16 protein-coding genes and 1 tRNA gene are annotated in these 20,165 nt (G+C 69.0%); 9 read left to right on the top strand and 8 right to left on the bottom strand.

The window, feature by feature from the left end; translation table 11 throughout:
* Nucleotides 1-10 precede the first annotated feature (10 nt).
* Entirely contained in the window at nucleotides 11-805 is a 795-nt protein-coding gene (locus tag LRM40_RS07630) for a hypothetical protein (protein ID WP_151122280.1), read from the top strand.
* A 9-nt stretch (nucleotides 806-814) separates the two neighbouring features.
* Nucleotides 815-1,720 (top strand): LysR family transcriptional regulator, encoded by a 906-nt coding sequence (locus tag LRM40_RS07635; protein ID WP_151122279.1) that lies wholly within the window; start codon nucleotides 815-817, stop codon nucleotides 1,718-1,720.
* Between the two features lie 22 nt (nucleotides 1,721-1,742).
* On the opposite strand, the gene LRM40_RS07640 is transcribed toward LRM40_RS07635, so the two are convergent.
* Together LRM40_RS07640 and LRM40_RS07645 are read right to left on the bottom strand one after the other, a co-directional pair.
* Nucleotides 1,743-2,360, bottom strand: coding sequence for a LysE family translocator (locus LRM40_RS07640; protein ID WP_151122278.1), 618 nt, complete (start codon nucleotides 2,358-2,360; stop codon nucleotides 1,743-1,745).
* A 6-nt stretch (nucleotides 2,361-2,366) separates the two neighbouring features.
* A complete protein-coding gene (locus LRM40_RS07645) occupies nucleotides 2,367-3,407 on the bottom strand; it encodes a CDP-6-deoxy-delta-3,4-glucoseen reductase (RefSeq protein ID WP_151122277.1) in 1,041 nt (346 codons plus the stop codon).
* 96 nt (nucleotides 3,408-3,503) lie between these two features.
* Between LRM40_RS07645 and LRM40_RS07650 the strand changes: the two genes are divergently transcribed.
* Complete coding sequence (locus LRM40_RS07650; protein WP_151122276.1) at nucleotides 3,504-4,394, top strand: SDR family oxidoreductase; 891 nt, start codon at nucleotides 3,504-3,506, stop codon at nucleotides 4,392-4,394.
* 1 nt (nucleotide 4,395) lies between these two features.
* Here the strand turns inward: LRM40_RS07650 and LRM40_RS07655 are convergent, their stop codons facing one another.
* Together LRM40_RS07655 and LRM40_RS07660 are read right to left on the bottom strand one after the other, a co-directional pair.
* Nucleotides 4,396-5,001, bottom strand: coding sequence for a rhomboid family intramembrane serine protease (locus LRM40_RS07655; protein ID WP_151122275.1), 606 nt, complete (start codon nucleotides 4,999-5,001; stop codon nucleotides 4,396-4,398).
* A 51-nt stretch (nucleotides 5,002-5,052) separates the two neighbouring features.
* A tRNA-Leu gene (locus LRM40_RS07660) sits at nucleotides 5,053-5,137 on the bottom strand.
* A gap of 120 nt (nucleotides 5,138-5,257) precedes the next feature.
* Here LRM40_RS07660 and cysM point away from each other — a divergent pair.
* The 3 genes from cysM to LRM40_RS07675 all read left to right on the top strand — a co-directional run bounded on the left by cysM (nucleotide 5,258) and on the right by LRM40_RS07675 (nucleotide 7,023).
* Nucleotides 5,258-6,163, top strand: a complete 906-nt coding sequence (gene cysM / locus LRM40_RS07665; protein WP_151122274.1) for a cysteine synthase CysM — start codon at nucleotides 5,258-5,260, stop codon at nucleotides 6,161-6,163.
* A 21-nt stretch (nucleotides 6,164-6,184) separates the two neighbouring features.
* Nucleotides 6,185-6,730, top strand: coding sequence for an NUDIX hydrolase (locus LRM40_RS07670; protein ID WP_151122273.1), 546 nt, complete (start codon nucleotides 6,185-6,187; stop codon nucleotides 6,728-6,730).
* A gap of 65 nt (nucleotides 6,731-6,795) precedes the next feature.
* Nucleotides 6,796-7,023, top strand: coding sequence for a sulfurtransferase TusA family protein (locus LRM40_RS07675; protein ID WP_151122272.1), 228 nt, complete (start codon nucleotides 6,796-6,798; stop codon nucleotides 7,021-7,023).
* 74 nt (nucleotides 7,024-7,097) lie between these two features.
* On the opposite strand, the gene galU is transcribed toward LRM40_RS07675, so the two are convergent.
* The 4 genes from galU to LRM40_RS07695 form a co-directional block, all read right to left on the bottom strand.
* Nucleotides 7,098-7,967: a UTP--glucose-1-phosphate uridylyltransferase GalU gene (gene galU / locus LRM40_RS07680; RefSeq protein WP_151122271.1), complete on the bottom strand. Its 870-nt coding sequence runs from the start codon at nucleotides 7,965-7,967 to the stop codon at nucleotides 7,098-7,100.
* Between the two features lie 83 nt (nucleotides 7,968-8,050).
* The gene (locus tag LRM40_RS07685; RefSeq protein WP_151122270.1) at nucleotides 8,051-10,894 is read right to left on the bottom strand and encodes a valine--tRNA ligase; all 2,844 of its coding nucleotides are present in this window, start codon (nucleotides 10,892-10,894) and stop codon (nucleotides 8,051-8,053) included.
* 41 nt (nucleotides 10,895-10,935) lie between these two features.
* Nucleotides 10,936-12,234: a hypothetical protein gene (locus LRM40_RS07690; protein ID WP_151122269.1), complete on the bottom strand. Its 1,299-nt coding sequence runs from the start codon at nucleotides 12,232-12,234 to the stop codon at nucleotides 10,936-10,938.
* Nucleotides 12,235-12,332: 98 nt separating this feature from the next.
* Nucleotides 12,333-13,310 (bottom strand): GMP reductase, encoded by a 978-nt coding sequence (locus LRM40_RS07695; RefSeq protein WP_151122268.1) that lies wholly within the window; start codon nucleotides 13,308-13,310, stop codon nucleotides 12,333-12,335.
* A 260-nt stretch (nucleotides 13,311-13,570) separates the two neighbouring features.
* Here LRM40_RS07695 and LRM40_RS07700 point away from each other — a divergent pair, with 260 nt between their 5' ends.
* Genes LRM40_RS07700 through LRM40_RS07710 form a run of 3 tightly spaced genes read left to right on the top strand, consistent with a single transcriptional unit; the run spans nucleotide 13,571 to nucleotide 20,148 of the window.
* A complete protein-coding gene (locus tag LRM40_RS07700; protein ID WP_151122267.1) occupies nucleotides 13,571-15,985 on the top strand; it encodes a UvrD-helicase domain-containing protein in 2,415 nt (804 codons plus the stop codon).
* A 21-nt stretch (nucleotides 15,986-16,006) separates the two neighbouring features.
* Entirely contained in the window at nucleotides 16,007-18,055 is a 2,049-nt protein-coding gene (locus LRM40_RS07705) for a GGDEF domain-containing protein (RefSeq protein ID WP_151122266.1), read from the top strand.
* The gene (locus tag LRM40_RS07710; RefSeq protein ID WP_151122265.1) at nucleotides 18,052-20,148 is read left to right on the top strand and encodes a GGDEF domain-containing protein; all 2,097 of its coding nucleotides are present in this window, start codon (nucleotides 18,052-18,054) and stop codon (nucleotides 20,146-20,148) included. Before LRM40_RS07705 ends, LRM40_RS07710 begins: the two co-directional genes overlap by 4 nt.
* Nucleotides 20,149-20,165: the final 17 nt, after the last annotated feature.

Here is a 20,165-nt window from a genome sequence, read left to right on the forward strand (position 1 = left end):
GTGCTTGTTGGTGGCCGCGCTGCTGTTGGGGGCCCACTGGGGCAACGATTGGTCCGTAGGGCAACTGGAAGAATCGATCAAGCGTTCCAGCGAGGCCTTCATCGCCACCAGGGCGTTTGAGGCCGTGCTCAGCGAGTTGCGCAGCGTGGGAGTCTCCGGTGGGGCCGTGGTGATGGGTACTGTGGCACCCTTTGCCTGGTTGGAGCCGCTGCGGGAGATGGCTGGGCACACGGCGTCCTTGCTGTTCACTGCCGCGATGGTCCAAGGGGTGTTGCGCTTGTTCGCCGACGTCGCGGCGCATGGCGCCTTTCTGGGGGCCGCACTGTGCATGCTGGTTCTTGCCGGGTGGGCAGGCTACCGGCGTTGGGCTTGGGCACCGTTGCTGTGGCGGCTCACTGGTGTCCTGGTCTGCTTGCGGCTGGTGGTGCCGGTATATGCACTTTTGGATTGCGGTGCGCAGTCCGTCGTCAGCCTCAAGATGGCCGAGGCCAGTCAAGCCATCCGCCAAGCTCCAGTGCCCAATGTGGCTTCTGCAGCCAGTGACGCCGTGAAGAGCCAGGCCACAAAGCTGCGGGATGCCTTCAAAAGCGTCGTCGGTTTGTCCGCCTCATCCCAAGCGACTGCGGCACAGGCCGCGCCCTCACAGAGCGGAGGCGAAGCTGATTGGCTGAAAGTGGTGGCCAATGCCCTGGTCGGTTTGGCTGGTGCATTGGCTTTTGAGGTGTTTTTCCTGCCGCTGTTGGCGCTGTGGTTCCTCCGGGTACTCTGGCACAGCAGTTGGCAGGTGGTGCGTGGCCTTGACTGAGGCAAGGGCATGCGCCGCAAACTGCCCTCTACCGCCGCCCTGGCCGCCTTCGAGGCGGCCGCCCGCCACCAGAGCTACACCCGGGCCGCCAGCGAACTGGCGGTCACCCAGAGCGCCATCTGTCGCCAGATCGCCAGCCTGGAGGACTTCCTGGGCGTGAAGCTGTTCCGCCGCAGCCAGCGCGGCGTGGCCCTGACCGAGGCGGGCCAGCGCTACAGCCGGCGGGTGGCGGCGCGGCTGGACGAGGTGGAGCGCGATGCGCTGGACCTGATGAGCGGCGGCGAGGAGGGCGGTGGCAGCCTGGAGCTGGCGGTGGTGCCCACCTTTGCCACCCAGTGGTTGCTGCCGCGCCTGGGCGATTTCCAACGCCAGCATCCGGGCATCACGCTGCACTTCACGCCGCGCACCCGGCCTTTCCTGTTCACCGACACGCCCTTCGACGCCGCCATCCTGCCCGGCAGCGAGCCCTGGCCCGGCACCGAGTCCATCGACCTGCTGCCCGAGCCCCTGGTGGCGGTGGCCAGCCCGCGCCTGCCCGGCGCGCAGGCCTGCCGCTCGGCAGACGACGTGGCCCGGCTGCCGCTGCTGCAGGCCAGCACCCGGCCGGACGGCTGGCGGCAGTGGTTCGCCTCGCTGGGGCGGGCGGTGGAGCACGACATGGCCGGGCCGCGCATGGAGCTGTTCTCCATGCTGTCGGAAGCGGCGGCCCAGGGGCTGGGCGTGGCCCTGGTGCCGCGTCTGCTGGTGGAAAGCGATCTGGCCAGCGGCCGGCTGGTGGTGGTGCTGCCGCACCCGCATGCCAGCGGCCGCAGCTACCGGCTGATCTATCCGCCGCACAAGGCCGATGGGCCGCTGCTGCAGGCCCTGGCCAGTTGGCTGACGGGGCAGGCGGCGGCCTACCGGGCCCAGGCTTGAACCGAGGCCCCGGCGGCCGGGCTCAGCGGTGGGCGGCCAGCAGCAGGCCGCCGGCCCCGGCGAAGAAGCCGCCGGTCGCTTTGTTCAGGCGCCGTGCGCCGCGCGGCGTGGTGATGAAGCGGCGCAGCTGGCGGCCGCCCGCGCCATAGACCGCGGCGGACACGAACTCGGCCGCCAGGTAGGTGGCGCCCAGCACCAGGAACTGGTGGGCCGCCGGCTTGGCCGGGTTGATGAACTGCGGAAAGATGGCCGCGAACAGCAGCATGGCCTTGGGGTTGCTGATGCCCAGCAGGAATTCCTGCGTGGCCAGGCTGCGCAGGGAGCGCGGCGGCACCTGGCTGTCGTCGGCGGCCAGATGGCCGGCGTCCGTGCTGTGCCAGGCCTTCCAGCCCAGCCAGAAGAGGTAGGCCGCGCCCAGCCACTTGAGCACGCTGAAGGCGGTCTCGGAGGCCAGCAGCATGGCGCCCAGGCCCACGGCGGAGATGGTCAGGAAGATGGCGAAGGCCAGCACCCGGCCGATGGTGCCGAACAGCGCGGCACCCACACCCTGCCGGATCCCGTTGTTGAGCGCGCAGAAGTTGTTCGGCCCCGGGGTCAGGGCGATCATCACGGCCAGCGGGAAGAAGAACAGGGCGTCCATGGGACCTCAGGCGTTGGGGTGCTTGTCGGCTTCGGAGGTGAAGCTGTCGGCGTAGAACTCGTCCTCCGGCAGGCCACATTGGGCCACGAAATCGCGCTGGGCACTCTCGATGACGATGGGCGCGCCGCAGGCATAGACCTGGTGGCCGGACAGGTCCGGCAGGTCGGCCATCACCGCCTGGTGGACGAAGCCGGTGCGGCCGGTCCAGCCGTCCTCGGGCAGGGCGTCGGAGAGCACCGGCACGAAGCGCAGCCAGGGCAGGCGGGCGGTGGCCTCGGCCAGCCAGTCGGTCAGGTAGAGGTCCGCCTTGCGGCGGCCGCCCCAGTACAGCACGGTGGGGCGGCTGAGCCCCTGGGCCTCCATGCGTTCGATCAGGGCCTTGATCGGCGCGAAGCCGGTGCCCGAGGCCAGCAGCACGATGGGCTTGTCGCTGTCCTCGCGCAGGTAGAAGCTGCCGAAGGGTCCTTCCATGCGCACGATGTCCTTTTCCTTGAGCGTGCTGAAGACCTGGTCGGTGAACTTGCCGCCGGGCATGTGGCGGATGTGCAGTTCGATGGCCGGCGGCGTGCCCAGCTTGTGCGGGGCGTTGGCCATGGAGTAGGCGCGGCGGGCGCCGTCGCGCAGGAGGAACTCGATGTACTGGCCGGCGTGAAACTGGAAGTTCTGGTTGGCCGGCAGTTGCACCTTCACGCGCATCACATCCTCGGCCAGACGCTCCAGCGACAGCACGCGACCGGGCATCTTCAGCACGGGGAACTGGCCCTCGGCGGCCACGCCGCGGGCTTCCAGCACCACGTCCGTCTGCGGGGTGGCCCGGCAGGTCAGGATCATGCCGGCAGCCTGCTCGGCGGCGCTCAGGGCCTTTTCCTGATGCTCGCCCATCACCACCTGGCCTTCGATCAGCTTGCACTTGCAGGAGCCGCAGGCGCCGTCCTTGCAACCATAGGGCAGGCCGATGCCTTCCCGGATGGCGGCGGTCAGCAGGGTTTCGTCGCCGTCGACGTTGTACTGGCGGCCCGAAGGCTGGAGGGTGACGTGAAAGCTCATGGGGATCTGGGCAAACCGGAAAGGGAAGGGGGCGTCGCGGTGCCGGCCAGCGCGCTGGCTACACTCGGCGCAACCTCTCATTTTGCCCTGTCCACCATGTCCCTGCCCGCCCGCTTCCGCCGCAGCCGCCTGCTCATCGTGGGCTGCGGCGACGTGGGCAGCCGCCTCTTGCCGCGCTTGCGCCATCAGACGGTGCGGGTGTTGACGTCCTCACCCGACCGTTGCGAAGCCCTGCGCGCGGCCGGGGTGACGCCGCTGGTGGGCAATCTGGACGCGCCCGCCAGCCTGCGGCGGCTGGCTGCGCTGGCCAGCCGGGTGCTGATGCTGGCGCCGCCGCCGGGGCAAGGTGCGGGGGACCCGCGCTCTCGCGCCCTGGTGCGGGCCCTGCACCAGGGCCGGGCGGTGCGGCGCCTGGTCTATGCCAGCACCACCGGGGTGTATGGCGATGCGGGCGGTGCCTGGGTGGACGAGACCCGGGCCTGTGCGCCGCAGACCGACCGGGCGCGGCGCCGTGTGGCGGCCGAGCAGACCTGGCGGGCGGTCGGCCGGGCGGCCGGCTGGGCGGTGAGCATCCTGCGCGTGCCAGGCATCTACGCGGGCGACCGCGAGGGCGGGCCAGCGGCGCGGGTGCGCCGCGGCGCACCGGTGCTGCGGCCCGAGGACGACGTCTACACCAACCACATCCATGCCGAGGATCTGGCCCGGGCCTGCGGGCTGGCCCTGTTCCGGGGTCGGCCGCAGCGCGTCTATCAGGTCTGCGACGACAGCCAGCGCCGCATGGGCGAGCACTTCGAGGTGGTGGCCGATGCCTGCGACCTGCCGCGGCCGCCGCGCATCAGCCGCGCCCAGGCCGTGGCCGAGCTGTCGCCGGTGCAGATGAGCTTCCTGAGCGAATCACGCCGCCTGACGAACGGCCGAATGAAAAAGGAGCTGCGATTGCAGCTCCTCTATCCGGATGTCCTGGACGCCCTGAAGGCGGGTCGCTGATTCACCAGCGCCGACGGCGCGGGAACGGGGGCTGGCCGCGCCAGTAGCGGATCATCAGCCAACCGCCGAGCATGCCGCCCAGGTGGGCGAAGTGGGCCACGCCCATCATGCCGGCCACGCCCATGCCCAGTTCGATCAGGCCGAAGACCAGCACGAAGGTGCGCGCCTTCATCGGGATGGGCGGGAACAGCGGCATGATGGTCCGGTCCGGGAACAGCATGCCGTAGGCCAGCAGCAGGGCGAACAGGCCGCCCGAGATGCCGATGGTGGGCGCGAAGGAGCCGAACAGCGGCGAGATGATCAGTTGGCAGGCCGCGGCGGACAGCACGCCGGCCGCCATGAACTGCAGGAAGCGCTTGCCGCCCCACAGCCGCTCCAGCTCGCTGCCGAACATCCACAGGCCCAGCATGTTGAAGAAGATGTGGCCGATGTCCGCATGCAGGAAGGCATAGGTGATCAGCTGCCAGGGCATGAAGTTGCCCGAGCCCAGCGGCCAGAGCGCCAGCCAAGCGGTCAGCGGCAGGTAGCCGCCCAACAGGGCTTGTGCGCAGAACACCGCCGTGCAGATCAGCAACAGCGCCTTGGTCATCGGGGGCATGGGGGGCATGAGCGCTCGCTACGGAGAAAGGCTGGAGGAACGCCGCGCAATGCGAGGTCCTGGTGCCCGCGGCCAGACTCGAACTGGCACGCCTTGCGGCGGCGGATTTTGAATCCGCTACGTCTACCGATTTCGTCACGCGGGCATCGGATCGTGCTGACAGGCCGAAGGCCATGGAACACGTTGGGCGCGCATTATGGCATGGCGAATTACCGGGTCTTGCGCGCCGCCCATAATGGCAACCTTCGCCCTGATTGCCGGACCCATGCCGCACTACAAGACCCTTGAGGAAGCCATTGGCCACACGCCGCTGGTCCGTCTGCAACGCCTGCCCGGAGACGAGATCTCCGGCCGCGGCAACGTGATCCTGGGCAAGCTCGAAGGCAACAACCCCGCGGGCTCGGTGAAGGACCGACCGGCCATCAACATGATCCGCCAGGCCGAGCTGCGTGGCGAGGTCAAGCCCGGCGACACGCTGATCGAGGCCACCTCGGGCAACACCGGCATCGCGCTGGCCATGGCCGCGGCCATCAAGGGTTACCGCATGGTGCTGATCATGCCGGAGGACCTGTCCATCGAGCGGGCCCAGACCATGAAGGCCTTCGGTGCCGAGCTGATCCTGACGCCCAAGTCCGGTGGCATGGAGCTGGCCCGTGACCTGGCCGAGCAGATGCAGCGCGACGGCAAGGGCCGGGTGCTGGACCAGTTCGGCAACCCGGACAACCCGGCCGCCCACTACGACAGCACCGGACCGGAGATCTGGACCGACACCGCCGGCCAGGTGACCCATTTCGTCAGCGCCATGGGCACCACCGGCACCATCACCGGGGTGTCGCGCTACCTGAAGGAGAAGAACCCGGCCGTGCGCATCATCGGCGCCCAGCCCTCCGAGGGCTCGCGCATCCCGGGCATCCGCAAGTGGCCCGAGGCTTACCTGCCCAAGATCTACGACCCGTCCCAGGTGGACGAACTGGTCTCGGTCAGCCAGGCCGACGCCGAGGACATGGCCCGCCGCCTGGCCGCCGAAGAGGGGCTGTTTGCCGGTATCTCGGCGGCCGGTGCCTGCTGGGTGGCGCTGCAGATTGCCCGCACGGTGGAGAACGCCACCATCGTCTTCGTCGTCTGCGACCGGGGCGACCGCTACCTGTCCACCGGGGTGTTCCCCGCCTGAGGCGGGGATCGGCCACCTGCGATGAACGAACTCCCGCAGTACCGCTTCTGCCCGCAGTGCGCCCAGCCCCTGGGCTGGATTTCGGCGCTGGAGGATGGCGGCGAGAAGCAGCGCCTGCGCTGCGCCGCCTGTGGTTTCACCCACTGGAACAACCCCACGCCGGTGCTGGCGGCGGTGGTGGAGTGCACCGACCAGGACGGACGGCTGCTGCTGGCGCGCAATGCCGCCTGGTCGGGCGACATGTTCGCGCTGATCACCGGCTTCATGGAGGCCGGCGAGAGCCCGCAGGAGGGCATCGCCCGCGAGGTCAAGGAAGAGACCAACCTGGATGTCAGCGCCGTGTCGCTGATCGGGGTCTACGACTTCCAGCGCCTCAACCAGGTGATCATCGCCTTCCATGTGCAGGCGCACGGACAGGTGCAGCTCTCGCCCGAGTTGGTGGAGTACCGTCTCTTCGCGCCGGGCGAGGTCATCTGCTGGCCCGGAGGCACCGGGCTGGCCCTGGCCCAGTGGCTGCGCGAACGCGGCCACGAAGTCACGCTGCGCGACTGGACCAGCCGCACTTGAGCCCTGCGGGGCCTGAGTTGTTTTTAGAATGTCCCAACGGTGACAGAAGGGATAGAAGGATCCGCATGCAAGCCGACAAGGAACTCGACACGAGCGGACTCAACTGCCCGCTGCCCATCTTGAAGGCCAAGAAGGCCCTGGCCGAACTCAACAGCGGCCAGTTGCTCAAGGTGATCGCGACCGATCCCAGCTCGTCGCGGGATTTCCAGGCCTTTGCCCGCCAGACCGGGCACGAACTGGTGGCGCAGGAGTCGCAGGGCGACAAGCTGGTCCACTGGTTGCGCCGCCGCTGAGCCTCCCGGCCAGACGGCACCTCAGACGGCACCGGCGGGCTGGCGCGCAGAGGGCCAGCCCGAGGGCATGACGCTCAGATGTCGAGCGTCTTCAGGTACTCGCGGAAGCCGGCGCCCAGCTGCGGGTGGGCCAGCGCCAGTTCCACATTGGCTTCCAAGAAGCCTTCCTTGCTGCCGCAGTCGTAGCGGCGGCCTTCGTAGCGGTAGGCGAACACCTTCTCCCGGCGCATCAGGTTGGCGATGCCGTCGGTCAGCTGGATCTCGCCGCCCACGCCGCGCGGCAGGTTGGCGATCTCGTGGAAGATGCCCGGGGTCAGGATGTAGCGACCGGCCACGCCCAGGTTCGACGGGGCGTCGGCCGGAGCCGGCTTCTCGACGATGTGGCTCAGGTCCATCAGGCGGTCGTTGACCGGCGTGCCGGCCACGATGCCATAGCGCTTGGTGTGCTCGGGCGGCACTTCCTGCACCGCCAGGATGGAGGCGCGCCACTCGTTGAACTGATCCACCATCTGCTTGAGCACCGGTGGCTTGCCGACCATCAGGTCGTCGGCCAGCAGCACGGCAAAAGGCTCGTTCACCACCACGCACTGCGCGCACAGCACCGCATGGCCCAGGCCCAGGGCCTTGGGTTGGCGGATGTAGATGCACTCCATGTCATCGGGCTTGATGGTGCGCACCAGGTCCAGCAGCTCCTGCTTGCCGGCCGCTTCCAGTTCGTGCTCGAGCTCGAAGGCGGTGTCGAAGTGGTCGGGAATCGCGCGCTTGCTGCGGCCATTCACGAAGATCATCTGGCGAATGCCCGCTGCGTAGGCCTCTTCCACGGCGTACTGGATCAGCGGTTTGTCGACCACCGGCAGCATCTCCTTGGGCATGGCCTTGGTGGCAGGCAGAAAGCGCGTGCCCAAGCCGGCGACCGGAAAGATGGCCTTGTTGATCTTCTGCATTCGGTTCCCTTTGTGTTGCGGATAACCCTAAGGATGCCAAATTTGTCGGCCACCGGTGTGACCGGCGGCCGACAAATGTTTCCTCAAGCGGTGGGAAGCTTGGCCAGCTGCTGGCGCAGGCCCTCCAGTGTGCGGCCGAAATCGACCAGACGCTGGCGTTCCTGGGCCACCACGGCTTCCGGCGCGCGGGCGACGAAGCTCTCGTTGCCCAGCTTGCCCTCGGCCTTGGTGACCTCGCCCTCCAGGCGCTTGATTTCCTTGGACAGCCGTTCGCGTTCGGCAGCCACGTCGATCTCCACCTTCAGCGCCAGGCGAGCCTCGCCCTGCACCAGCACCGGTGCCATGGCCGTGGCTTCGGCGAAGGCGGCCTCGTCGCTCATCACCTGCACCTCGCTGAGCTTGGCCAGGGCCTGCAGCACCGGCGCGGCCTGGGTGATGAAGGCCGCATCGCCGATCGTGAGCAGGGGCACCCGCTCGGCCGGTGACAGGCCCATCTCCCCGCGCAGGGTGCGGCAGGCGCCGACGAAGTCCTTGAGCTTGGCCATCCAGGCGTCGGAAGCGGCGTCCACCTTCTCCAGCTGGGCCACCGGGTAGGCGGCCGTGGCCAGCGTGCTGGCGTCGCCCGCCGCCTTGCGCCCCGCCACCGGAGCCACGGTGTCCCACAGCTCGGCGGTGATGAAGGGGGCCACCGGGTGCAGCAGGCGCAGCACGGTCTCCAGCACGCGGATCAGCGTGCGGCGGGTGGCGCGCTGCTGCTCCGGCGTGCCGGTCTGGATCTGCACCTTGGCGATCTCCAGGTACCAGTCGCAGTACTGGTCCCAGACGAACTGGTAGATGGCGTTGGCCACGTTGTCCAGACGGTATTCGGCAAAGCCCTTGGCCACCTCGGCTTCGACGCGCTGCAACTCGCTGACGATCCAGCGGTCGGCGTGGCTGAAGTCCAGGTAGCCACCGGCCGCGCAACTGCCCGCGGCATGGTCGGCCAGGCCGCAGTCCTGGCCTTCGCAGTTCATCAGCACGAAGCGGGTGGCGTTCCACAGCTTGTTGCAGAAGTTGCGGTAGCCCTCGCAGCGCTTGCTGTCGAAGTTGACGCTGCGGCCCAGCGTGGCCATGGCCGCGAAGGTGAAGCGCAGCGCGTCGGCACCGTAGGCCGGGATGCCGTCCGGGAATTCCTTCTCGGTGGCCTTGCGCACCTTGGGCGCCGTCTCGGGCTTGCGCAGGCCGGTGGTGCGCTTGTCCAGCAGCGGCCCCAGGGCGATGCCGTCGATCAGGTCCACCGGGTCCAGCACATTGCCTTCGGACTTGGACATCTTCTTGCCCTGGGCGTCCAGCACCAGGCCGTGGATGTACACGTGCTTGAAGGGCACCTTGCCGGTGAAGTGCTTGGTCATCATGATCATCCGGGCGACCCAGAAGAAGATGATGTCGTAGCCGGTGACCAGGACGGAGGAGGGCAGGAAGAGGTCCTGCTCCAACGTCTGCTCGGGCCAGCCCAGGGTGGAGAAGGGCACCAGGGCCGAGGAATACCAGGTGTCCAGCACGTCCTCGTCGCGGGTCAGCGCGCCGGTGTAGCCGGCCGCAGCCGCCTTGGCGCGCGCCTCGTCCTCGCTACGGGCCACGAACAGCTCGCCATCCGTGCCGTACCAGGCCGGGATCTGATGGCCCCACCACAGCTGGCGCGAGATGCACCAGTCCTGGATGTTCTTCATCCACTGGTTGTAGGTGTTGACCCAGTTCTCGGGCACGAAGGTCACGTCGCCCGAAGCCACCGCCTCGATGGCCTCCTCGGCGATGCTCTTGCCACCGGCGCCGGCCTTGGTCATGGCCACGAACCACTGGTCGGTCAGCATCGGCTCGATGACCTGGCCGGTGCGGGCGCAGCGCGGCACCATCAGCTTGTGCTTCTTGACTTCCACCAGCAGGCCCTCGGCCTCCAGCTGGGCGACGATCTGCTTGCGGGCCGCGAAGCGGTCCAGGCCGACATAGGCGGCCGGGATCTCGGCCACCTCGGCGTTGCTGACTTTGGCTTCCAGGTCGAAGATGGTCAGCATCGGCAGGCCGTGGCGCAGGCCGACCTGGTAGTCGTTCTGGTCGTGCGCGGGCGTGACCTTCACCACGCCGGTGCCGAAGGCCTTGTCCACGTAGTCGTCGGCGATCACCGGCACCAGGCGGCCGGTGATGGGCAGGCGCACCTGCTGGCCGATCAGGTGGGTGTAGCGCTCGTCTTCGGGGTGGACCATCACGGCGGTGTCGCCCAGCATGGTTTCCGGCCGGGTGGTGGCCACCACCAGCGATTCGGTGGACCCTTCGACCGGGTAGCGGATGTGCCAGAGGCTGCCGTCCTCCTCCTCGCTCTCGACCTCCAGGTCGGAGACGGCGGACTTGAGGATCGGGTCCCAGCTCACCAGGCGCTTGCCGCGGTAGATCAGGCCTTCCTCGTAGAGGCGCACGAAGGTCTCGGTCACCACCTTGGACAGCTTGTCGTCCATGGTGAAGTACTCGTGCGACCAGCTCACCGAGTCGCCCAAGCGGCGCATCTGCTGGGTGATGGTGGAGCCGGACTTCTCCTTCCACTCCCAGACCTTGGCGACGAAGTTCTTGCGGCCCAGGTCGTGGCGGCTGACCTTCTGTTCCTGCAGCTGGCGCTCCACCACGATCTGGGTGGCGATGCCGGCGTGGTCGGTGCCCGGCACCCACAGGGTGTTGAAGCCGCGCATGCGGTGGTAGCGCGTCAACGAGTCCATGATGGTCTGGTTGAACGCGTGGCCCATGTGCAGCGTGCCCGTCACATTGGGCGGCGGCAGCTGGACGCAGAAGGAAGGCTTGGCCGGGTCGAGCGTCGGTTGGTAGACGCCGGACTGCTCCCACAGCGGGGCCCAGCGGGCTTCGATGTCCTTGGGCTCGAAGGATTTGGCGAGTTCGGTCATGATGACCGATTATCCCGCAGGGTCCCGGCGGGAGCGTCGGCTCAATCGCAGTTGGGCGCGTTGCTCGGCAGGAAGGTCAGCCCGTTGGCGTACTGCAAGGGCTGAGAGCCGGCCTTCTCGGGCGGCGGAGAGTCGGGGTTGAACTCCTGCCACTGCTGCAGGAGGGGAATGGCCGCCGTGGGGACCGGCAGCGCAGGCATCTCCAGGCGTGCATCGGTGTAGTAGGCGTTGGCGTTGCGGACGGTGTGGGTCGTCTGCAGCAGACAGGTGAAGCCAGGCGAGGCGCTTGTCGAGCCCTTCCAGACCCGGATGTTGTCCCGGATGTTGCTGGCCAGCAGCAGCTGATCGCCGCCCAGCCAGGCGATCTGGGAATAGGTGGGCAAGGCGTTGGGATTGCTGGCGGACGAGATCAGCATCCTGGGCTTGCTGGGCCACTGGCGGGTCGCGGCATCCCGACGGGTGAAGTACAGGCTGCCCGCATCGGTGAAGGTGACGAAGACGTTGCCCGTTGCGTCGGTGACCGCGCTGAAGTGGCTGGACATGGGGTCGTTGTCTTCGGTGCCGCTCAGGAACATCGTGGTCGTGTTCCAGGCCACGGTGGCCCCGCCCTTGAGCTGGCGCTCGGCCCAGAAGATGTCCTTGCCCACCGTGTAGACCATGCCGATGCCACCCGGGATGTTCACCAGGCGGGCGCTGCGCTTGGCCCGGTACATCGTGTCGTAGGGGCCGACATCGCTGAAGGGCTGCTGATAGCCCGCAGCCACCCAGTTGCTCTTGCCGGCGGCGCGGCGGTACACCACGATGCGGGCCGTTTCGACGCCGACGCGGGTGTCCTCTTCCACATAGGCGACCCAGGTGTTGCCGTTGGCGTCCACGGTGAAGCTGGGGTTCACCGCACGGATGTCGGCGCTGGCCCGGGGCAGCTTGCTGACCGTGAACGAACTCCAGCCCTGGGTGTCCGGGTCGTAGGTGGCGGTCGCGTAGCGGATGAAGCCCTGGTTGTCCTGGAAGACGGTGGTCAGGGTGTTGCCGGTCAGCGCGCTGTCGGACACGGCGTCGTAGCCGGTGTAACCCAGGTGGCGCTGTTGAACCCAGTTCACCCCGTCATGGGAGGACAGGAGATACAGGCTGGCCTGCGCGCCGCCCTGGGTGCCCAGATTGGTCAGCAGGTGGTAGCGGCCATCGGCCGTGACCACCATGTGCCGCTGGTGGCGGTAGGAGAACAGATAGGGCGTGCTGCTGACCAGGCTGGTGGACTGCTCTTCGACCGCCGCGCGGGCCGGGAAAGCCAGGCCGACCGCCAGGGCGGCGGCGCTGAGGAGGGGGATGGCGTACTTCATCCGGTCGATGTTGCCTTCGGATACATCTGGCCACCACCTCCGATTGGGGATGGACCGGGGCACAAGGCCCCGGTCTCCCCAAGGTGCCGGCCGGGGCCTCACATCAGCAGGTGCTCGCCCGCGTTCTCACCGCCCAGGATCACGTAGTTGACCCGCTTGAGGTCGGCCAGCTGCTTGCCGCCGGCATAGCTGATCGAGCTCTGCAGGTCCTCCTGCATCTCGCGCAGGGTGTCGGCCAGCTTGCCCTTGACCGGCTCCAGGATGCGCTTTCCCTCGACGTGCTTGTACTCGCCCTTGTTGAAGTCCGAGGCCGAGCCGTAGTACTCCTTGTACAGCTTGCCGTCCACTTCCACCGTCTGGCCGGGGGATTCCTCGTGGCCGGCGAACAGCGAGCCGATCATCACCATCGCGGCGCCGAAGCGCACGCTCTTGGCGATGTCGCCGTGGTGACGGATGCCCCCGTCGGCGATGATGGGCTTGGTGGCCACGCGGGCGCACCACTTCAGCGCCGACAGCTGCCAGCCGCCGGTGCCGAAGCCGGTCTTCAGCCGGGTGATGCAGACCTTGCCCGGGCCGATGCCCACCTTGGTGGCGTCGGCACCCCAGTTCTCCAGGTCGATCACCGCCTCGGGTGTGCCCACATTGCCGGCGATCACGAAGGCCTGCGGCAGCTTGCCCTTGATGTACTCGATCATCTGCCGCACGCTCTCGGCGTGGCCGTGGGCGATGTCGATGGTGATGTAGTCGGCACCCACGCCGTCGGCCGCCAGGCGGTCGATGACGGCCCGGTCGGCCGGCTTCACGCCCGAGCTGATCGACACGTAGTGGCCGGCCTCGCGCATCTGGCGGGCGAAGGCCACGTTGTCCAGGTCGAAGCGGTGCATCACGTAGAAGTAGCCGTTGGCGGCCAGCCAGGCGGCAATGCGCTCGTCGAGCACCGTCTTCATGTTGGCCGGCACGGCGGGCAGCTTGAAGCGGCGGCCGCCGAACTCCACGCTGGTGTCGCACTCCGCACGGCTTTCCACGCGGCACTTGCGTGGCAACAGCAGAACGTTGTCGTAGTCGAAGATGTCCATCTCGAAGCTCCAGGTTGATGACCAGCGCGTTGATCGCAGTGCGCCGGGAGGGGCTGCGAGCGCTTGACCTGGGGTTCCGGTGGTGCCGCGAGGGCCGTTCAGCGTGGAACGGTGCGGACACAAAAAACCGGACGCCAGAATTTGGGCCCGGTGGCCGATTCTACGTCAAGCCGGTGACGCGCACGATCCTGAAAAAGCCTGTCGCTTTCAGGGGGGTGTCCGGGCCGCCTGCCGGGGAGGTCGATCCCTACAATGCCGCGATGCAATTCCCGGATGATCCGGAGGCCGAACGCGCCCCGTCCCTGGTGGACACGGGCGCGCTGCTGCGTGGCCTCAACCCCGAACAACTGGCCGCGGTGACCCTGCCGGCCGAGCCCGCCCTGATCCTGGCTGGTGCCGGCTCGGGCAAGACCCGCGTGCTGACCACCCGCATCGCCTGGCTGCTGCAGACCGGGCAGGTCTCGCCCGGCGGCGTGATGGCCGTGACCTTCACCAACAAGGCGGCCAAGGAAATGATGACCCGCCTGGGCGCCATGCTGCCGGTGAATGTGCGCGGCATGTGGATCGGCACCTTCCACGGCCTGTGCAACCGCTTCCTGCGGGCGCACTGGAAGCAGGCCGGCCTGTCGCAGACCTTCCAGATCCTGGACAGCGGCGACAGCTTGTCGGCGGTCAAGCGTGTCATCAAGGCCATGAACCTGGACGAGGAGCGCTTCGTGCCCAAGCAGGTGGCCTGGTTCATCGCCAGCTGCAAGGAAGACGGCATGCGCCCCGGGGACGTGCCGGTGCACGACGGCCAGACCCAGAAGATGGCCGAGATCTACCAGGCCTACCAGGACCAGTGCGAGCGCGAGGGCGTGGTCGACTTCGCCGAACTGCTGCTGCGCACCTACGAGCTGATGCGCGACGACGCGATGCTGCGCGAGCACTACCAGCGGCGCTTCCGGCACATCCTGGTCGACGAGTTCCAGGACACCAACCGGCTCCAGTACCTGTGGCTCAAGATGTTCGCCGGCCCGCACACCGCGGTGCTGGCGGTCGGCGACGACGACCAGAGCATCTACGCCTTCCGCGGCGCCCAGGTGGGCAACATGAGCGACTTCGAGCGCGAGTTCCGCGTGAAGAAGGTCATCAAGCTCGAGCGCAACTACCGCAGCTACGGCAACATCCTGGACGCGGCCAACGCGCTGATCGCCCACAACAGCCGGCGCCTGGGCAAGAACCTGCGCACCGAATCGGGGCCTGGCGAGCCCGTGCGGGTGCAGGAGAACGCCAGCGACTTCAACGAGGCCCAGTGGGTGCTGGAGGAAGCCCAGCAACTGCACCGCGGCGGCATGGCGCGCCACGAGATCGCCATCCTGTACCGCAGCAACGCCCAGTCTCGGGTGATCGAATCGGCGCTGTTCAATGCCGGCATCCCCTACCGCGTCTATGGCGGCATGCGCTTCTTCGAGCGGGCGGAAATCAAGCACGCGCTGGCCTATCTGCGCCTGATCGAGAACTGTCACGACGACACCAGCTACCTGCGGGTGGTCAATTTCCCCACCCGCGGCATCGGCGCCCGCACGCTGGAACAGCTGCAGGACGCCGCCCGCCAGACCGGCCGCAGCCTGTGGCAGAGCGTGGGCGCGGTGGGCGGCAAGGGCGGCGCCAACCTGGCGGGCTTCAATGCGCTGATCGACGGCATGCGCAACGAGACCCAGGGCCTGACGCTGCGCGAGATCATCGAGCACATGCTGCACCGCTCCGGGCTGATCGATTTCTACCGCACCGAGAAGGAAGGCGCCGACCGCATCGAGAACCTGGAGGAACTGGTCACCGCGGCCGAGGCCTTCGTCACCCAGGAGGGCTTCGGCAAGGACGCCGTGGCCCTGCCGGTGGACGAACTGGGCCCGGGCAGCATCGCCGCGCCGCGCTCGCCCGACGTGCCGGAGGCGCCGGCCCCGGTGGATCTGACGCCCGACGCCGAAACCGGCGAGATCATGAGCCCGCTGGCAGCCTTCCTCACCCATGCAGCGCTGGAAGCCGGCGACAACCAGGCCCAGGCCGGCCAGGATGCCATCCAGCTGATGACCGTGCACTCGGCCAAGGGCCTGGAGTTCGACGCCGTGTTCATCACCGGGCTGGAAGAGGGCCTGTTCCCGCACGAGAACGCGCTGTCCGACGCCGACGGCCTGGAAGAGGAGCGGAGGCTGATGTACGTGGCCATCACCCGGGCCCGCCAGCGCCTGTACCTCAGCTTCAGCCAGACCCGGATGCTGCACGGCCAGACCCGCTACAACGTCAAGAGCCGCTTTCTGGATGAACTGCCCGAGAGCGCCCTGAAATGGCTCACGCCCCGCACCCAGGGCTTTGGCTCGGGTTTTGCAAGGGACTACCAGGCGGCCTGGCAGCGCGGCAGCGGCCTGGGCTCCATGGTGGGGGCCGGGCGGCGCAACGCCGGCTGGCAAGCTCCGGCCGAGCCACCCGTGCCCGCGGCGATGAAGGCGGCGGCGGCCGAGGCTGCGGGCCACGGGTTCAAGGTGGGGCAGTCGGTGTTCCACGCGAAGTTTGGTGAAGGAGTGGTGGTGACCTTGGAGGGATCGGGCCCCGATGCACGAGCGCAGGTGAACTTCGGCCGGCACGGCGCCAAGTGGCTGGCGCTGTCCATCGCCAAGCTCACGCCCATCGACTGAGGCCGGTCCGCTGCCTGCGCCGTGAATTTCGCAGTCGTCCTCCCGCGGGCCTGGCGCTCGCCTCTGGTGCGCGGTCTGAGCCTGCTGTGTCTCGCACTGGGCGCGGCGACGCCGGCTTGGGCGACGGAGCCGGCGGTGCGCGCGGGCGACGAACTGGCTCAGCTGGAGTACGACGCCCGCGCCCACCCGGTCGAGGTGGTGCGCAAGCTCGAGGGGCTGCTGACCCAGGAGGTCGCGCCTTCGCCACGGCGACTGGAGATCCTGCGGCTGTTGACCGGGCTGCACATCAGCCTGGCACAGCCCGATGCGGCGGAGTCCCTGCTGCAGCAGGTGCAGGATCTGGCCCGCCAGGGGCCGGCCCCTCTCCGGCGCGACGCCGAGGTGGCCAGCAACTGTCTGCAGGGCGACCTCGCGCGCCTGCAGGGGTCGCTCACCCGGGCCGATGAGCCGCTGGAGGAGGCCATGCGCCTGCTGGACGACAGCACGGCGGTGCCCATCCACATGTCCTGCCTGGTGATCCATGCCTCGGTGGAGGAGAACCTGGGGCGCTTCGACGAGGCCGCGCGCCTGACCCAGCGGGCCCTGCGCCTGGTGGATCGTGGCCAACCCTGGCGTCGCAGCGAACTGCTCAGCAGCCTGGCCTACACCTACCTCCGGGCCGGCCAGCGGGAGCGGGCCCGCCACCTGAACAGCGAGGCCAAGGTGCTGGCGCAGGCCACCGAAGACTGGGTGTCCCTGTCCGAAGCGGCGACCGTGGAGTCCATCCTGCTGACCGACGAGGGGCAGGAGACGAAGGCCTTGCAGGCCCTGAGCCAGTCGATCCAGTACGCCCGGCAGGCCGGCGACCAGTTCAGCGTGGCCATGGGCCTGGCCAACCTCAGCGACCACTACCTGCGCCAGGGCGACTATCGGCAGGCCTTTGCCCAGGCCCAGCAGGCACTGCCGCTGGCCCGGCAGCTGCGCTCCAGCGAGATCGAGCAACTGGCCGACTTCAACACCGGGCTGGCGCTGATCGCCATGCGCCGCAAGGACGAGGGCCTGCCCCTGGTGCGGGAGGTGCTGGACCAGCAGCGCCGGGCCGACGAGGTCGTGGCGCAGGCCGAAGCCCTGGCCGATCTGGCGCACTATCTGGAGAAGGCCGGCTACCTCCCCGAGGCCCTGCAGGTCTACCGGGAACACCGCGCCATGTCGGAGCAGGCCTTCCAGCGCAGCCAGCAGAAGGCGCTGGTGGAGTTGCAGGAGAGCTTCGACGCCGAACGCCGCAAGCACGAGCGCAGCCTGCTGACCGACGACAACCAGCTCAAGGAAGAGGCGCTGCGCCAGACCGAGCTGCGCTTCAAGCTGTGGGCCCTGGTGATGGCCGGCGTGGGCATGGCGGTGCTGCTGCTGGCCCTGCTGCACCGCCGGATGAAAGCCACCCAGAAGGCCCTGCACAGCGTGAACGAGCGCCTGAAGGTGCAGAGCGAGCAGGACCCGCTGACCGGCCTGGCCAACCGCCGGCATTTCCAGCGCCTGATGGCCCAATGCGAAGACGCCGGCGGGACGCTCTATCTGCTGGACCTGGACCATTTCAAGCGCATCAACGACAACTTCGGCCATGCCGGCGGCGATGCGGTGCTGATCGAGGTGGCCAGGCGGCTGCAGGCGGTGCTGCGCGAGGAGGACGTGGTGGTGCGCTGGGGCGGCGAGGAGTTCATGATCCTGGTGCCGGGCGAGGGGGGCGAGCCCGCCGAGCTGCTGGCCCAGCGCCTGCTGACGGCGTTGGCCTCCTTGCCGGTGGTCGTCGGGCCCGACCGTGTGGCGGTCACCGCCTCGATCGGCTTCGGCAGCTTCCCGCTGCAGCCCCAGCAGCTGGACGTGCCCTGGTCCATGGCCATCGATCTGGTGGACGCGGCCATGTACATCGCCAAGACCCAGGGCCGCAACCGGGCGGTGGGCATCCGGCGCATGGCGTCCAGCGATCTGGACGCCGTGGCCCGCCAGATGCAGGACCTGGAGGCCGCGTGGCGCCGGGACGAGGCGCAGCTGGTCGAGATCCACGGCCCGGACGTGGTGGGGCAGACCGCATGACCGGCCCGGCCCTGCATCGGCGCCCCGGCGTGTGGCGGCTGTTGCTGGCGGCCTGGTGGCTCGCGGGCGCCGGCATGGCGGGCGCGATGCCGGTGTTCCAGCCGGGTGAGGGGAGTCTCGGGCGCGCCTTGAGCGATGTCTCGGAGGAATGGCTCCACCGGGGCGAGGACGAGCCCGCGGCCGTGCTGGCCGAGCTGGAGCATGCGCCACCGCCCGCCAGCGGGGTCTCGGTCATCGAATGGCAGCGCATGCGGGCCCGCACCCGCGGACTGGTGGCCGCCCGCTCGGGCATGGAAGAGGATGTGCGCCGCGCCCTGGACACGCTGGCCTCCCTGTCGGCCGATGCCCCCGGAGATTCCCGCTTCCGCGAAGAACTGCGCGGCGACCAGGCCCTGATCCAGGCCGTGCTGCAGGACCTGCTGGGGCACCCGGTGAACGCGGCCCGGCAGGGACGCCTGGCGGACCAGGCCTACGACCAGGCCTGCGGTTCGCGCCAGCCCGCGGCCGATTGCGACTACCGGGCCTGGTGGCGGGCCCTGCACCTGCAGGCGCAGCGCGCCGAGGTGCGGGGGGATCTGGTGGAGGCCCTGAACCTGGCGGAACGGGCCCATGCCGTGGCAGAACTGGGGCTGGACCCTGGCCTGGAAGGGTGGAGCCTGGCCATGCAGGCGGTGTACCAGCAGGCGCTCAACCATCCGGACCAGGCCCGCGCCCTGATCGCCCAGGCCGACCGGGGCGTGCGGCGCCATGGCGATATCCGTTCCCTGATCTGGGTGCGTTTCGCCGAAGCCCGTCTGGCGCTGGAAGGCGGTGATGCGACCACTGCCCTGCGGCTGATGCAGCAGGCCCTGCGCCTGGCCGAGCCCCTGCATTCCCCCCGCTTGCAGGCCCGCATCCTGCCCAGCCTGAGCGACCTGTTGCGCCGGGTGGGCCGACCGCGCGAAGCCCTGCAGGCGGTGGAACAGGCCTACCCGGTCTTGCGGCGCCACCATGAGCTGCGCGGCCAACCCACGCTGCTGCACAACGGGGGGCTGGCCAAGCTGCAGCTGGGCCAGGTGGCCCAGGGTCGGGCCGATCTGGAGACCGCCCTCAAACTCTGGGAATCCACCGGTGCGCGGGCCGCCATGCGGGTGGCCCTGCAGGAAGGCTCCGACGCGCTGGCCGCACTCGGCGATGTGCGGGGGGCGCTGGACCTGCTGCACCGCGAGCAGGCCTTGCGTGGCGAGATCAACGCCGACAACCAGGCGGCCATCCTGGCCCAGATGCGGGCCACCTACCGCACCGAATCCGAGCGCCGCGAACTGGACCTGCTGGAGCGGGAGAACGCCCTGCGCTCATCCCACCTGCAGACCCAGACCCTGATCGAGCGGATCTGGGTGGCGGCCATCGTGCTGCTGGGCCTGGCCGCGGGGGTGGTGGGCATGCTGGCGCTGCGCGCCCGCGACGCCACCCGGCGCCTGCGCCACAGCGAGGCCCTGCTGAGGGTGCAGAGCGAGCGGGACCCGCTGACCGGCCTGGCCAACCGCCGTCACTTTCGCGAGGTGCTGGCCACCCGGGGCGGCGCCGCCTTCCGCGGTGCGCTGCTGCTGGTGGATGTGGACCACTTCAAGCGCATCAACGACGAGTTCGGTCACCCGGCTGGCGATGCGGTGCTGATCGAGGTGGCCCGCCGGCTGGACAGCTCGGTGCGCGCAGGCGACCTGGTCTGCCGCTGGGGCGGGGAGGAGTTCCTGATCTACGCCCCGGACCTGCAGGGCGAAGCCCTGGACGTGCTGGCCCTGCGGGTGCTGCGCGCCCTGGGGGATGAGGCGGTGGCCCTGGACAACGGGCGCTTCCTGCCGGTGTCGGCTTCGCTGGGCTATGCCGCCTTCCCGCTGCCCACGCACCAGATCGCCCTGGGCTGGGAGCGTGCGGTCAACCTGGTGGACATGGCGCTCTACACCGCCAAGTCCATGGGCCGCGACCGCGCGGTGGGGATCCAGTCGGTGGCCGCGGGGGATGCCCTGGCGCTGCAGGTGCTGGAGGCGGATTTCGAGGCCGCCCGGCTGGCGGGCGAGGTGGAACTTCAGGTGTCGCTGCGCCGCGAGTACTGAGCCGACCGCCGCGGCGC

Source organism: Ideonella dechloratans, assembly GCF_021049305.1.
In the GTDB taxonomy this organism is placed as follows: Bacteria; Pseudomonadota; Gammaproteobacteria; order Burkholderiales; family Burkholderiaceae_C; genus Ideonella; species Ideonella dechloratans.